A 14,945-nucleotide genomic window follows, 5' to 3' on the forward strand; every position below is an offset into this window, starting at 1 on the left:
ACCCGTTCTGTGAACTTCCCACTCTGCACCGAGATTTCACCCCGCACGAGGGATTGACGGCCTTCTTTCTCCGTTACACCCTCTGTTATCGAGTCGACTCGACGTGTTAACCCGACCGGCCCCGACCCCCACGGAGGTCACGGATGGACAGGCACGCGCACGACCGCCGACGCTTCCTCGCCCTCACCGGAGGCCTCACCGCCGCCACCGTCGCGGCCCCGCTGCTCACGGCCTGCGGCGCGGGCTTCGGCGGGAACGACGACAAGGGCGGCGGCTCGGCCGCGGACGACGTCACCGGCTCCTTCGACTGGAGGCGGGAGAAGGGCACCACCGTCAAGGCGCTGCTGAACAAGCACCCGTACACGGACGCCCTGATCGCCGACCTGAAGTCCTTCACCGCGAAGACCGGCATCAAGGTGGAGTACGACGTCTTCCCCGAGGACAACTACTTCGACAAGCTCACCGTGGACCTCTCCAGCGGGCGTGCCTCGTACGACGTCTTCATGCTGGGCGCCTACATGGTGTGGCAGTACGGGCCACCGGGCTGGCTGGAGGACCTCGGGCCCTGGATGCGCAACTCCTCGGCCACCGGCGCCGAGTGGGACCAGGCGGACTTCTTCCCCAACCTCCTCCAGGCCGACCAGTGGTCCCTGAAGGCCGGCGCGCCGCTCGGGCAGGGCGGGCAGTACGCGCTGCCGTGGGGCTGGGAGACGAACGTCGTCGCCTACAACACCGAGGTGTTCGGCAAGCTGGGCCTGAAGCCCGCCGAGACCTTCGACGAGCTGCGCGAACTCGCCGGGGTGATCAAGAAGAAGGCGCCGGGCGCCGGCTTCGACGGCATGTACGGGATCGCGGTACGCGGCTCGCGCAGCTGGGCCACCATCCACCCCGGCTTCATGACGATGTACGCCCGCAACGGGCTGCACGACTTCACCGTCAGGGGCGGGAAGCTCACGCCCGCCATGAACAGCCCGGAGGCCGTCGCCTTCACCCGGGACTGGGCGGGCATGGTCAAGCAGGGCGGGCCGCCCTCGTGGACGTCGTACACCTGGTACCAGTGCTCCAGCGATCTCGGCGCGAAGAAGGCGGGCATGCTCTTCGACGCGGACACGGCCGCCTACTTCCAGGCCGTGAAGGGCGCCTCGCCCGCCTCCGGGAAGATCGCCTTCCACCCGGGGCCGAAGGGCCCGGACGGTTCCCTCGCCACCAACATGTGGATCTGGTCGCTCGGCATGAACGCCAAGAGCAGGAAGAAGAGCGCCGGCTGGCTGTTCCTCCAGTGGGCCACGGGCAAGGAGCATCTGCGCAGGGCCGCGATCACCAACAACCACATCGACCCGGTGCGCAAGTCGGTCAGCCAGGACGCCGCCTACAAGGACAAGATGAGGCACCTCCCCGGCTTCATCGAGACCTTCGAGACGGTCGTGGACCAGACGAAGATCCAGTTCACTCCGCAGGCCCAGTTCTTCGACGCCACGACCAGCTGGGCGGCGGCCCTCCAGGAGATCTACGGCGGCAAGGACGCGGGATCCGTGCTCGACGGACTGGCGGGCGACCTCAAGTCCAAGGTGGGGTGAGGAACGGATGGGCTGGCGGCTCACTCTCCGGCCGTACTTCCTGATCGTCCCGGCGCTACTGCTGACCTGCGGGATCCTCTACCCGTTCGGACTTGGGCTCTACTACACGCTGTTCGACTTCTCGGCGAGCAAGCCGCAGCCGGACATGGTCCGCCTGCACAACTACGAGACGGTCTTCACGCAGGACGCCTTCTGGAACTCGGCCTGGGTGACCGTGCTGTACGCGGTCGGCGCCGCCGCCGTGGAGACCGTGCTCGGGGTGACGGTCGCCCTGCTGCTGCATCGGTCCTCGCTCGTCGGCCGGATCCTGGAGAAGATCCTGATCCTGCCCCTGATGATCGCCCCGGTGATCGCGGCGATCATGTGGAAGCTGATGCTCCAGCCGTCCGTGGGGGTGGTCAACCACCTGCTGAAACCTTTCGGGTTGGGGGGAGTTCAGTGGACGGACACCCCGACGGGCGCGCTGCTGTCGTCCATAGCCGTGGACGTGTGGGTCTACACCCCGTTCGTGGCGATCCTCGCCCTGGCCGGGCTGCGGTCCCTGCCCGTCTCCCCGTTCGAGGCGGCGGCCGTCGACGGCGCCCGCTGGTGGTACACCTTCCGGCGGCTGACCCTGCCGATGCTGTGGCCGTACGTGCTGGTCGCGGTGATCTTCCGGTTCATGGACTCGCTGAAGGTGTTCGACATCATCTACGCCCTGACGGAGGGCGGGCCGGGCGACTCGACGGTGGTCCTCCAGATCCGGGCGTATCTGGAGGCGATCCGCTTCCAGCGGTACTCCTTCGGGATCAGCTACACGATCGTGCTGTGGGCCGTGGTGTATCTGGCCGCGATGGTGCTGGTGCGGCATCTGGGGCGGATCCAGCGGCGGGCGGCGGAGGTGAAATGACGTACCGAAAGCGCCTGTCGGGGTGGCTGGCCGACGCCGCCCTCGTCCTCTACTTCGTCTTCGCGCTGTTCCCCGTCGCCTGGATGGTGATCCTGTCTCTGAAGCCCGCGGACCAGCTCTTCAGCACCTACTTCTCCTTCTCGCCGACGCTGGACGGCTACCGGACCGTCCTCGGCGACAGCGAGGGCATCCCCTTCGTCCGGTTCTTCGTCAACAGCCTGGTGGTGTCGGTGGGCGCGGTCGCGCTGTCGCTCGTCGTCGGCCTTCCGGCGGCGTACGCCTCGGCGCGCTGGCGGTTCAAGGGCTCGGAGAACCTGATGTTCACGCTGCTGTCGTTCCGGTTCGCACCCGAACTGACCGTGATCATCCCGCTGTTCGTGCTGTACCAGAAGCTCGGGCTGTTCGACACGTACGTCGGCATGGTGTGGGTGCTGCAACTGGTCACCCTGCCGCTGATCGTGTGGATCATGCGGTCGTACTTCGCCGATCTGACCCCCGAGCTGGAGCAGGCGGCCCTGCTCGACGGCTACACGCGCAAGCAGGCGTTCTTCCGCGTCGCCCTTCCCCTGGTCAAGCCGGGGATCGCGGCCGTGTCGCTGCTCGCGTTCATCTTCGCCTGGAACAACTTCGTCTTCCCGCTCATCCTCACCTCCAACGAGGCCCAGACGGTGACCGTGGGAGCACTGTCCTTCCTCGGCGGCGACCGGCCCAAGTACAACCTCACGGCCGCCGCCGCGCTGGTGTCCGTCGTACCGCCGCTGCTGCTGGCCCTGACCATCCAGCGGTACCTGGTGCGGGGGCTGTCCTTCGGGGCGGTGAAGTCATGATCGGGCTGCACGGCATCCGCAAGGCCTACGGGCGTACCACCGCCCTCGACGGCCTGGAACTGGATGTCGAGGAAGGGGAGTTCTTCTGTCTCCTCGGTCCCTCCGGGGCGGGGAAGACCACGACCCTGAAGACCGTTGCCGGTCTGGAGCAGCCCGACTCGGGCACCGTCGAGATCGACGGCCGTGACATGCGCGGGGTCGAGCCCTACGACCGGGGCGTGGCCATGTGCTTCGAGAGCTACGCCCTTTACCCGCACCGGTCCGTGTACGACAACCTCGTCTCGCCCCTGCGCTCTCCGAGGCACCGGTTGCCGACCGCCGAGGCACGGGACCGGGTCGGCGCCATCGCGGAACTCCTCGGCATCAGCGCGCTGCTGAACCGGTCGGTGGGGCAGCTGTCCAACGGGCAGCGGCAGCGCGTGGCCCTCGGCCGGGTGCTGGTCCGCCCCGCCCGCGCCTTCCTCCTCGACGAGCCCCTCTCCCACCTGGACGCCAAGCTGCGCCAGCAGATGCGGGCCGAACTGAAGGCGATCGGGGCAGTGCGGCGCACGACCACCCTGTACGTCACCCACGACTCGGTGGAGGCGCTGGCCCTCGGCGACCGGATCGGGGTCATCCGGGACGGGCGGATCGTGCAGACGGGGACCCGGGAGGACATCTGGTACCGGCCCTGCGACACGGAGGTCGCGCGGGCGTTCGGGCGGCCCCGGATCAATCTGCTGCCGGGGGTGGTGACGGAGAGCGGGGTGCGGTCGGACGGCGGGGTCGAACTGCCGGTCCGGGCGAAGGCGTCCCCGGGGACCGAGGTCCTGGTCGGCGTACGTCCCCGCGACCTCACGCTGAACGGCGATGGCCACGAGCTCACCGGCACCGTGTACGTCACCGAGGTGCTGGGCCGGTCCGTCGAGGTCACCGTCCGGCTCGGCGAAGGGAAGCAGCACGTGTCGCTGGTCGCCCCGCGCGGCGACGCGGCGCGGCTGCGTCCCGACGATCCGGTGCGGCTGACGGTACGGCCTGAGAACCTGCTGCTGTTCGAGGCCGACCGGCCGGAGCGCCCAGGACGACGGATCGGGAAGAGCGCGTGATGAGCAGCAGTGGTGCACAGCAGGGTCCCGCGGCCCGCCAGGCCGCCATGGCCGAGCGGGTGCTGGCCGACGGCTCGGCGACCGCGGCGGAGCTGGCCGAGCGGTTCGGGGTGAGCCTGATGACCATCCACCGGGATCTCGACGAGCTCGAACGGCAGGGGATCGTGCGGAAGTTCAGGGGCGGGGTGACCGCGCAGCCGTCAGGTGTCTTCGAGTCGAACGTCCAGTACCGGCTGAAGACCATGCGGCCTCAGAAGGCCGCCGTCGCCGAGCAGGCGCTGAAGCACATAGAGCCCGGCATGGCGATCCTGCTCGACGACTCCACCTCCACCCTCGAAATAGCCCGCCGCCTCCGGCTCGGCGAGATCACCCCGCTCACGGTCGTCACCAACTTCCTGGAGGCGATCAACCTGCTGTCGGACCAGCGGGGCATCCACCTGATGGCGCTGGGCGGCGACTACGACCCGCTGCACTCGTCGTTCCTGGGGGTGTCCTGTGTGGAGGCGGTCGGACAGCTGCGGGTGGACGTCTGCTTCGCGTCCACGTCGGCCGTGCACGGGGGTTACGCCTACCACCAGGAACAGCACATCGTGTCCGTGAAGCGGGCGATGCTCGACGCGGCCGCGCGGAACGTCCTGCTGATCGACCACACCAAGCTCGGCCGGGTCGCCCTGCACCGGGTCGTCCCGCTCTCCCGCTTCGACCTGCTTCTCGTCGACGACGGGGCGTCGCAGGAGGCGCTGCGGGACCTGGACGAGCACAAGGTCCGTTACGAGGTTTGCGTGACGAAGGGCAGCCATGACGGGACTGGAGCTACGTGAACTGCGCAAGACCTACCGGGCGCGGGGGCGGCCGGCGGTGGACGCCGTACGCGGCATCGACCTGGGTCTCGGTTCCGGGGAACTGCTCGGGCTGCTCGGCCCGTCCGGGTGCGGCAAGTCGACGACCCTGCGGATGATCGCCGGTCTGGAGACGGTGACCGACGGGGACATCCTGGTCGGGGGCGCGTCCGTGGTGCGCCGGCCCGCGCAGGAGCGGAACATCGGGGTGGCGTTCGAGAACTACGCGCTGTATCCGCCGCTGACGGTGGCGGAGAACCTGGCGTTCGGGCTGCGGGCCCGCCGGCGGGCGGCCCGGGGGGACGTCGCCCGCAAGGTCGCCGAGATCGCCGAGCGGGTCGGCCTCACCGGTATTCTCGACGCCCGCCCGGCCGGGCTGTCCAGCGGGCAGAAGCAGCGGGTGTCGCTGGCCCGCGCCCTGATCCGCGAGCCGGACGTGCTCCTCCTCGACGAGCCGCTCTCCCATCTGGACGCCGCCCAGCGCGACACCACGCGCCGCGAGCTCAAGCGCATACAGCGGGAGCTGGGGCACACCACCATCCTGGTCACCCACGACCAGGAGGAGGCCCTCTCCCTCGCCGACCGGATCGCGGTGATGAAGGACGGCGTGATCCAGCAGCTCGGCACGCCGTTCGAGATCTACGACAGTCCCGCCACCACCTTCGTCGCGGACTTCGTCGGCGAGCCCGCGATCAACCTGCTGCCCGGCATCGCCACGGCGGACGGCCACGCCCGCCTCTCGGCCACCATGCGGATCGCGCTGCCGGTACCGGTGGCCGAGGGCCGCGCGGTGGTGGTCGGGATCCGCCCGGAGGACCTCGAGCTGACGGGTGCGGACGGCATCCCCGCCCGCGTGGTGGCCCACGAGCCGCTCCTGGAGTCGGGGATCGCCACCCTCGCCCTCGACGGGGTGGAACGCCCCCTCGTCGTCCTCACCGGCCCCGAGGTGCGCCTCGCGCACGACGACCAGGTCCGGGTGGCGCCCGGGCTCACCCATGTCTTCGACGCCGAGACAGGAGACTCTCTGCGATGACCTCCGCCCGCAGTGTGCGTGTGGTGGCCGCCGGCGACCACTTCGTCCTGCCGTCGCTCATCACGGAGGCGCTCGCCGACGAAGCCTCCTGCGATGTCGAGGAGTTGACTCTCGGGTGGCCACTGGAACCCTTCGGCCAGGTCGCCGAGGTGAGTGAGGCGAGCGACGCCGAGGACGAGCTGATCGAAGCGCTCGCCGACGCGGAGGTGCTGGTGACCCAGATGGGCCCCGTCACCGCGCGCGTCCTCGGCGCCTGCCCCCGGCTGCGGCTGGTCGTGGTCTGCCGGGGCGGCCCGGTCAACGTCAACCTGGACGCGGCCAGGGCGCACGGCGTCCGGGTGTGCTTCGCGCCCGGCCGCAACGCCGCCGCCACCGCCGAGTTCACCGTCGGCCTGCTGCTCGCCGCCCTGCGCCGCATCCCGCAGGCCCACGACCTGCTCGCCCGGCAGGGCAGTTGGGCCGGGGCGGCCTACTACACCTATGAGCACAGCGGCCTGGAGCTGGAGGACCTGCCCGTCGGCCTGGTCGGGTACGGGGCGGTGGGCAGCCGGGTCGCGCGGGTGCTGTGCGCCTTCGGGGCGCGGGTGATGGTGTACGACCCGTATGTCCGCGGGGAGGTCCACGGCCTGCGGCTGGCCTCCCTGGACGAGCTGCTGCGCCGCTCCCGGGTGATCACCCTGCACGCCCGGCTCACCGACGAGACGCGCGGGCTGATCGGCGCCCGCGAGCTGGCGCTGCTGCCGCCCGGCGCGGTGGTGGTGAACGTGGCGCGCGGCCCGCTCCTCGACGAGGACGCGCTGTGCGACGCGCTGGAGAGCGGGCGGCTGTCGGCGGCGGCCCTCGACACGTACGCGGTCGAGCCGCTGCCGCCGGACGCGCGGCTGACGGGGCTGGCGGAGCGCGTCGTGCTGACCCCGCACCTGGGCGGGGCCAGCCGGGCGGTGGCGGAGAAGGCCGCGCGGATCGCGGCGGCGGAGGTGGGGCGCTGGGTGCGCGGGGAGCCGCTGGCTCACTGTCTGACGTGACGGTCGTACCGGAAATGGTCGTAGCGGGAATGGTCGTACCGGGAGGGGACATGTACGTCGGGATCGATGTGGGCACGTCCATGGTGAAGGCCGCCGCGTTCGACGCGACGGGGCGGCAACTCGCCGTCGAGGCCCGCCCGGTGGGCCTCGATCTGCGTGAGGGGCGCGCGGAGCAGGACATGGCGGAGGTGTACGGGGCGGTCGTCGCCGTGCTCGGCGCGCTGACCGCGCGGGTGTCTCAGGGGGTGGAGCTGGCCGGGCTGACCGGGCAGGGCGACGGGGTGTGGCTGGTCGACGCCGAGGGGCGGCCGGTGCGGCCGGCGGCTTCCTGGATGGACGGCCGGGCGCACGAGCTGCTCGACCAGTGGCTGGCGGACGGGACGTTCGAGACGGTGTTCCGGCGCACGGGCAGCGCCATGTTCCCGGGGTGCCCGGGGCCGCTGCTGGCCTGGTTCGACCGGTACGAGCCCAAGTCGCTGGACGCGGCGACGGCTGCGGTCTACTGCAAGGACATGGTCTTCCAGCGCCTGACGGGCGCGGCCCGGGCGGTGACGGACGCGTCGGACGCGTCGATGCCGTTCCTCGACCCGCGCACCCGGTCCTACGACAACCGGGTCGTGGAGCTGCTGGGGCTGACCCACCGCAGGCGCCTGCTCGCCCCGGTCAGCGACCCGGTGGCGACCGGCGAGGCGCGCGGCGAGGGGCTGCCGCCCGGCACGCCACTCGCCAACGGCCCGTACGACCTGCCCGCCTGCGCGCTCGGCGCCGGAGTCACCCGGCCCGGCGACGGCCTGCTGATCGTCGGCACCTGCCTGGCCGCCCTGGTCGCCACCGACGACCTGGACCTGACCGGTGAACCGGCCGGCCTGTACATCTCCACCGACCGGCCGGGCCACCGGCTGCGCGCGATGCCCGCGATGGTCGGCACGGCGGCCCTGGACTGGGTGCTGTCCACGACGGGCGTGCGCCACGACGAGGTGGACGCCCTGCTCGCCGAGACCCCGCCCGGGGCCCACGGAGTCCGCGTCCTGCCCTATTTCGCGCCCTCCGGTGAACGCGCCCCCTTCGTCGAGCCCCGGCTGCGGGCCGAACTCACCGGGATCTGCCTGGAGTCCACCCCGGCCGACCTGATCCGCGCGACCTGCGAGGGCATCGGCTACGCGGCCCGGCACTGCCTGGCGGCGGCGGGTCTGACGGGGACCCTGGCGGTGTGCGGCGGCGGCACCCGCAGCCCCGCCTGGATGCGGCTGCTGGCCGATGTGCTGGGCCGGCCGTTGCGCGTGGTCGAGGGCGAGGTGGGCGCGCGGGGCGCGGTACTGGCGGCCGCCGAACGGTACGGGGTGGCCCTGGACGCGGACACCTGGACCCGGCCGACGCTCGTGGTGGAGCCGGACGCGGACCGGGCGGCGTACTACGCCAAGGGCTACGAGCAGCACCTGGAAAGGCTGGCGGAGGCCAGGGCCCGGGCGCGGCGGTGACCGCGACCCGGCCCGGCGCCCCTTACGGAAGGCGGTACATGGAGTTCAAGCGATGCCCGAGCTGCGGCGGCCCGTTGCAGGCGTTCCGCCCGCTCACCGACGAGGAGAAGGAGTATGTGCGCAAGGAGAAACCGGACCACGCGCCCGACGCCTACGTGCGCTGCACCCGGGAGGGATGCCGCCGGTACCAGCGCAGCTGGAACTGGACCGACGGTGGTTGGTTCCCCCCTCCCGAGGATGCGTGAGGGTCGGGCGCCGATCGGCGGCCGGGGATCAGAGGTTGCTGAAGTCCGGGCCCTTGGTCCGGGTCCGCTTGATCTCGTAGAAGCCGGGGACGGAGGCGACCGCGAGAGTGCCGTCCCAGAGGCGGGCGGCTTCCTCGCCCTTGGGGGCGGGGGTGACGACGGGGCCGAAGAAGGCGATCTGCTCGCCGTCGGGGCCGGGCACCGCGATGACCGGGGTGCCGACGTCCTGGCCGACCTTCTCGATGCCCTCCTTGTGGGAGGCGCGCAGCTCGGCGTCGAACTCGAAGTCCTCCTGGTCGGCGTAGTCGATCAGGCCGGCGGGCAGGCCGGCGTCCTCGAGGGCGCCCGCGATGGCCTCGGGGGTCGGGCCCTCGCCGTTGTTGTGGAAGCGGGTGCCGAGCGCGGTGTAGAGGGGGCCGAGGACGTCGGCGCCGTGCTTCTGCCAGGCCGCGGTCACCACCCGGACCGGCTTCCACGCCTTGGTGGCGAGCATGTCCCGGTACTCCTCGGGCAGCTCGTCCAGCCTGTTCTCGTTCAGCACCGCGAGGCTCATGATGTGCCAGCGGACCTCTATGTCCCGGACCTTCTCCACTTCCAGCACCCACCGGGAGGTCATCCAGGCCCAGGGGCACAGCGGGTCGAACCAGAAGTCGACGGGGGTCTTGCCGGAGGCGGTCGTGGTCTCGGACATGGCTCTCCTCGGAAAACGGGTCGTTTCCTGGGGCAACACCAGGATCGCCGGGCCCATTCCCGCTGTCCGACGTCAGGGGCGCATGGCAGGATCGGTCCTGTTGTCCTGTTCAGACGTACCCCCGAAGATGAGGGAGCTGCCGCCCGTGCCCGGTGAGAATCTGTCCCGCGACGAGGCCCGGGAACGGGCCGCCCTGCTGTCCGTCGACGGGTACGAGGTGTCCCTGGACCTGCGGTCCGCGGTCGGTGACGGCAACGGCGAGCCGCGCACCTTCCGCTCGGTCACCACCATCCGGTTCCGGTGCAACGAGCCGGGCGCCTCGAGCTTCGCCGACCTGATCGCTCCGAGTGTGACCGCCATCACGCTCAACGGGAAGGATCTGGACCCGGGCGAGGTCTTCGACGGCTCACGGATCGCCCTGGAGGACCTGGCCGCCGAGAACGAGCTGACCGTCGACGCCCGGTGCGCGTACTCCCGCACCGGCGAGGGCATGCACCGCTTCGTCGACCCCGAGGACGGCGAGGTCTACCTCTACACCCAGTACGAGCCGGCCGACTCCCGCCGTGTCTTCGCGAACTTCGAGCAGCCCGACCTCAAGGCCCCCTTCCGCTTCGAGGTGCGGGCGCCGCAGGGCTGGACGGTGTGGAGCAACGGCACCGGCGAACTCACCGACGGTGTCTGGCGGTTCGCGGAGACGAAGCCGATCTCGACCTACATCACATGTGTCGTCGCGGGCCCGTACCACTACGTGACGGACTCCTACTCGCGCACCTTCGAGGACGGCTCCCGGCTGGAGATCCCGCTCGGCGCCATGTGCCGCAAGGGCCTCGCCCCGTATTTCGAGGCCGACGACGTCTTCCTGATCACCAAGCAGGGGCTGGACTTCTTCCACGACCACTTCGACTACCCGTACCCCTTCGGGAAGTACGACCAGGCGTTCGTGCCCGAGTACAACCTCGGCGCGATGGAGAACCCGGGGCTGGTGACCTTCCGCGAGGAGTACATCTTCCGCGGGAAGGTGACGCAGGCGTCGTACGAGAGCCGGGCCAACGTCATCCTGCACGAGATGGCCCACATGTGGTTCGGCGACCTGGTCACCATGGAGTGGTGGGACGACCTGTGGCTCAAGGAGTCCTTCGCGGACTTCATGGGCACGTTCGCGAACGTGGGCGCGACCCGCTTCACGAACGCCTGGATCACCTTCGCCAACCGCCGCAAGGCCTGGGCCTACCGCGCCGACCAGCTGCCCTCCACCCACCCCGTCACCGCCGACATCCGCGACCTCCAGGACGCCAAGCTCAACTTCGACGGCATCACCTACGCCAAGGGCGCCTCCGTACTGAAGCAGCTGGTGGCGTACGTCGGCCAGGACGCCTTCCTGGAGGGCGCCCGCCGCTACTTCAAGCGCAACGCCTACGGCAACACGCGCCTCGGCGACCTGTTGTCGGTCCTGGAGGAGACCAGCAGCCGGGACCTGACCGGCTGGGCGCGCTCCTGGCTCCAGACGGCCGGGGTCAACTCGCTCACCCCGCAGGTGCTGCTGGACGGGGAGGGCCGGATCGCCGAGCTGGCCGTGCTCCAGGAAGCCCCCGAGTCGCACCCGGAGCTGCGCCCGCACCGGGTGGCGGTGGGCCTGTACCGGCGTACGCCCGAGGGAACGCTGGAGCGGTACGCGCGCGTGGAGGCGGACGTCGAGGGGCCGCGGACGGTGGTGGCGGAGCTGGCCGGTGCCGACGCACCGGAGCTCGTCCTGGTCAACGACGACGACCTCACGTACTGCAAGATCCGCTTCGACGAGACCTCGCTGGCCACCCTGCGGGAGCACCTCGGCGCGATCACCGACCCGCTGGCCCGCGCTCTGTGCTGGTCGGCCCTGTGGAACCTGACCCGGGACGCGCTGCTCCCGGCCCGGGACTTCGTCGACCTGGTGCTGCGCTTCGCGGGCCGGGAGTCCGAGATCGGCGTGGTGCAGATGCTGCACGCCTGGGCCGAGTCGGCGCTGGTGCACTACGCGGCCCCGGACTGGCGGGAGACCGGCGAGCGGCTGCTCTCCGAGGGTGCCCTGCGGGAGCTGCGGGAGGCCGAGGCGGGCAGCGAGCACCAGCTGGCGTGGGCGCGCTTCTTCGCGTCGGCGGCCACCGGCGAGGACGATCTGGCGCTGCTGAAGGAACTGCTGGACGGCACCGACACGATCGAGGGGCTGGAGGTGGACCAGGAGCTGCGCTGGGCGTTCCTGGAGCCGCTCGCGGCGCACGGGGTCGCGGACGAGGGCGTGCTGGCGGCCGAACTGGCCCGCGACGACACGGCGTCCGGCAAGCGCCACCAGGTGCGCTGCCTGGCCGCCCGTCCGTCGGCGGCGGTGAAGGCGCAGGCATGGGCCCAGGTCGTGGAGTCGGACGTGCTCTCCAACGCGCTGGTGGAGGCCACCATCGCGGGCTTCGCGCAGGCCTCGCAGCGGGAGTTGACGGCGCCGTACGCGCCGAAGTACTTCGCGGCGATCGAGCGAGTGTGGGGCGAGCGGTCCATCCAGATCGGCATGGACGTGGTGCGGGGACTGTTCCCCTCCTTCCAGGACTCGCCGGAGACGCTGGCCGCGGCGGACGCCTGGCTGGCGGCGCACCCGGACGCGGCGCCCGCCCTGCGCCGGCTGGTGCTGGAGGCGCGGGACGATCTGGCGCGGGGGCTGCGGGGGCAGGCGTGCGATGCGCGGGAAGCCGTGGCCTGAGCCCAACCTTTGGCCTGAGATCGGCCGGTCTGTGACCGTTACGGAATTCAGGCAATAGGAGCCGTAACCCCTGGTCCGCACCCGAACGGACCAGGGGTTTTCCACGCCTACTCGGCATCCGAACATCCGTCCTTTAGTCCTGGCTTGTCCGCATTTAGCGACGGGCGTGTAACAGCGGTTAGAGGAGGGACCGGACCCGGGAATCGGGTCGGCATGACGCACAACACCCCGCTCTCCCCCCGCCCCCTCCGCCACCTCTCCGAGGTGCACCGCCGTGTGATGACCGCGGCCCAGCTCCGCTCCCACGGCGTCACCCCCGCCGAACTGAACGACCAGTGCCGCCCCGGCGGCCCATGGCAGCAGCTCCTGCCCGGCGTCACCCTGCTCCACCCCGGCCCGCCGACCAGCGAAGAGCGCCTGCACGCGGCCCTGATGTACGCGACGAAGGATCCGATGACCAGGGCGCCCGGGGCACCCGGGGTGCCCGAGCAGCCCAGCGCGGAGACCCCGCACCGCCCGGTGTACGCGGACGCGATGATCACGGGCCTGGCGGCCCTGACGCTGCACGGCTTCACATCGGCGCCTCCGCTGCCGTCCCTGGAGCACATCGACGTCCTGGTCCCGCGGCTGCGCCGGCTGCGTTCCGCGAGCTACGTCCACGTCGTCCGCGCGGTCGGCCTGCCCGCTCCGCGCCAGGTGACGGGCCTGCCGGTGGCACCGGTGCCGCGGGCGCTGGCGGACGCGGTGGCCGGGCTCGCGGACGCGGCGGCGGTCCGCCGGCTGCTGACCGAGGCGGTGCGCGCGGGCCACTGCGAGCCGGCCGCCGTCGTACGGGAGTTGACCCAGGCGAAGCTCCTGACCCGCCCGCACGTGGTGGACGCCGTGGACTCGCTGCTGGCGGAGGGCCGGGCGATCGCGGAGGGCCGCCTGTACCGGATGGTGCGCGAGTACGGCCTTCCCGACCCGGTCTGGAACGTCGACCTCCGCCTCCCCGGCGGCCCACACCTCGGCGGCCTGGACGCCTACTGGCCCCAGCAGGCGGTCGCGGTGGAACTCGACACGCGGGCCCCGCGGCAGGAAGAGGACGCGATGTGGTCCGAGTACGCCCGAAAGCGGGAGCACCTGGAGCGGCTGGGCATCACGGTCGTCCACATCACCCCGAGGAAGCTCCGGGACTCGATGGAACAGCAGGCGACGGTCATCCGCACGGCCCTGATGGCGGCGGCGGACCGCGACCCGGCCGCGTATGTCGTGGTCCTGCCCCGGTAGTGGGGGTGGAGCGCCCACTGTCCCTACCTCTACCTCTCCCAGGCGCCGCCGAGCAGGTCCGGACGGAGTCCGTCGGCCGGCTCGCCGGCGTGGGAGGAGTGGACCCGCTCGAGCAGTGCGGCGTACGCCGCGATCATCCGGGTGCGGCTGAAGCGCTCGCGGCTCCGCAACAGGGCCGGGGCGAAGCCGGCGCGGCCGGCGACCGCGCCCGACCAGGCCAGGGCGATGGCGTCGGGGTCGGGCGGGGTGACGACGCCGTGACCGGAGACCAGGGCCGCGCTGTCGCCGATGTCGGTCGTCACGGGGACGGCCCCGCACATCATGCCCTCGATGAGGCAGAGCGGTGCCGCCTCCCCGGAGGAGGAGGTGAGGGCGACCACGTCGGCGGACGCGTACACCGCTTCCATGTCACCCCGCACCCCCAGCAGGTGCACCCGGTCGGTGAGGGACGCCCCCCACTCCCCGAAGGCGGCCTCGATGTCGGCCGCCAGAGCCGGGTTCCCGGGCGTCATCCCCGCCCCGCACATCAGCACATGGCCCCCGCCCTCGCGCCCCAGCCAGGCCCGCGCCGCCCGCAGGAAGAGCGGGACGTTCTTCATGGCGGCGTACCGGGCGGCGAAGACGACGACCGGCGCCGGGCCGGGTATGCCGAGTGCCGTGCGCAGGGCCAGCCGCCGGGCCGGGTCCGGGCGGAACCGGTACAGGTCCACCCCGTTGGGGATGACGTGCAGCAGCTCGGCCGGGATCCCGGCGTCCCGGTACGCGGCCCGCGTCGACTCCGCGCAGCACACGCACGCCACCACCGTGCCATCGGTGATGGCGGCCTTCAGCTCGTCCAGGGCGGTTCCCTGGTTCTCGGGGTCGGAGCGGTGCAGGCAGACCACGACCGGACGGCGGGGCAGCCCGGCCTGGTTCAGGAGCGCCAGCGGCTGCTCCTTGAGGGAGAGGATCACGTCGGCCGCCGCCATCGCCCGAGCCGTATCGGCCAGTTCGGGCCCGCCGAAAACAGCCGGACGATCGTCCGAACCGGCATGGCCGCGCCCGAGGGTGCCGACACCTACCCCGGCCGCCGTCAGCGACCGGTAGCAGGTGTCGTCCTGCATCCGCTGCCGGGTCGCCTCCCGGTGCACCTCGCCGTGGATGCTGAGTACCCGGTGGTCCTGGCCGCCTTCCGCCAGCCCCAGTACGACATCGCTGTGCACGATCCGGGCCCCTCCGGAGAAGAAGCCCTCGTAGACCGACAGCACTCGCAGTCCGTGTCC

13 protein-coding genes are annotated in these 14,945 nt (G+C 71.4%); 11 read left to right on the forward strand and 2 right to left on the reverse strand.

What is annotated here, in order from left to right:
- Positions 1-143 precede the first annotated feature (143 nt).
- The 9 genes from ACWGJM_RS16285 to ACWGJM_RS16325 are packed head-to-tail and all read left to right on the forward strand — an operon-like array spanning position 144 to position 8,998.
- A complete protein-coding gene (locus ACWGJM_RS16285; RefSeq protein ID WP_453412331.1) occupies positions 144-1,577 on the forward strand; it encodes an ABC transporter substrate-binding protein in 1,434 nt (477 codons plus the stop codon).
- A gap of 7 nt (positions 1,578-1,584) precedes the next feature.
- A complete protein-coding gene (locus tag ACWGJM_RS16290) occupies positions 1,585-2,466 on the forward strand; it encodes a carbohydrate ABC transporter permease (protein WP_453412332.1) in 882 nt (293 codons plus the stop codon).
- Positions 2,463-3,293 (forward strand): carbohydrate ABC transporter permease, encoded by an 831-nt coding sequence (locus tag ACWGJM_RS16295; RefSeq protein WP_453412333.1) that lies wholly within the window; start codon positions 2,463-2,465, stop codon positions 3,291-3,293. The genes ACWGJM_RS16290 and ACWGJM_RS16295 overlap by 4 nt, the downstream gene beginning before the upstream one ends.
- Positions 3,290-4,378 (forward strand): ABC transporter ATP-binding protein, encoded by a 1,089-nt coding sequence (locus ACWGJM_RS16300; RefSeq protein ID WP_453412334.1) that lies wholly within the window; start codon positions 3,290-3,292, stop codon positions 4,376-4,378. Before ACWGJM_RS16295 ends, ACWGJM_RS16300 begins: the two co-directional genes overlap by 4 nt.
- Positions 4,378-5,199 (forward strand): DeoR/GlpR family DNA-binding transcription regulator, encoded by an 822-nt coding sequence (locus ACWGJM_RS16305; protein ID WP_453412335.1) that lies wholly within the window; start codon positions 4,378-4,380, stop codon positions 5,197-5,199. Before ACWGJM_RS16300 ends, ACWGJM_RS16305 begins: the two co-directional genes overlap by 1 nt.
- Positions 5,177-6,250 (forward strand): ABC transporter ATP-binding protein, encoded by a 1,074-nt coding sequence (locus tag ACWGJM_RS16310; protein ID WP_453412336.1) that lies wholly within the window; start codon positions 5,177-5,179, stop codon positions 6,248-6,250. The genes ACWGJM_RS16305 and ACWGJM_RS16310 overlap by 23 nt, the downstream gene beginning before the upstream one ends.
- Positions 6,247-7,275 (forward strand): 2-hydroxyacid dehydrogenase, encoded by a 1,029-nt coding sequence (locus ACWGJM_RS16315; RefSeq protein WP_453412337.1) that lies wholly within the window; start codon positions 6,247-6,249, stop codon positions 7,273-7,275. Before ACWGJM_RS16310 ends, ACWGJM_RS16315 begins: the two co-directional genes overlap by 4 nt.
- 50 nt (positions 7,276-7,325) lie before the next feature.
- Positions 7,326-8,753: an FGGY family carbohydrate kinase gene (locus ACWGJM_RS16320; RefSeq protein WP_453412338.1), complete on the forward strand. Its 1,428-nt coding sequence runs from the start codon at positions 7,326-7,328 to the stop codon at positions 8,751-8,753.
- A gap of 38 nt (positions 8,754-8,791) precedes the next feature.
- The gene (locus ACWGJM_RS16325; RefSeq protein WP_453412339.1) at positions 8,792-8,998 is read left to right on the forward strand and encodes a hypothetical protein; all 207 of its coding nucleotides are present in this window, start codon (positions 8,792-8,794) and stop codon (positions 8,996-8,998) included.
- 28 nt (positions 8,999-9,026) lie between these two features.
- Here ACWGJM_RS16325 and ACWGJM_RS16330 read toward each other — a convergent pair whose 3' ends face one another.
- A complete protein-coding gene (locus ACWGJM_RS16330; RefSeq protein WP_453412340.1) occupies positions 9,027-9,689 on the reverse strand; it encodes a mycothiol-dependent nitroreductase Rv2466c family protein in 663 nt (220 codons plus the stop codon).
- A gap of 145 nt (positions 9,690-9,834) precedes the next feature.
- Here ACWGJM_RS16330 and pepN point away from each other — a divergent pair, with 145 nt between their 5' ends.
- On the forward strand, positions 9,835-12,414 hold the full coding sequence (gene pepN / locus ACWGJM_RS16335; protein ID WP_453412341.1) for an aminopeptidase N: 2,580 nt from the start codon (positions 9,835-9,837) through the stop codon (positions 12,412-12,414).
- A 213-nt stretch (positions 12,415-12,627) separates the two neighbouring features.
- The gene (locus ACWGJM_RS16340) at positions 12,628-13,683 is read left to right on the forward strand and encodes a hypothetical protein (protein WP_453412342.1); all 1,056 of its coding nucleotides are present in this window, start codon (positions 12,628-12,630) and stop codon (positions 13,681-13,683) included.
- Positions 13,684-13,712: 29 nt separating this feature from the next.
- On the opposite strand, the gene ACWGJM_RS16345 is transcribed toward ACWGJM_RS16340, so the two are convergent.
- On the reverse strand, positions 13,713-14,930 hold the full coding sequence (locus ACWGJM_RS16345; protein ID WP_453412459.1) for a glycosyltransferase: 1,218 nt from the start codon (positions 14,928-14,930) through the stop codon (positions 13,713-13,715).
- Between the last annotated feature and the right edge of the window lie 15 nt (positions 14,931-14,945).

Source organism: Streptomyces sp. NPDC054834 (assembly GCF_053611185.1).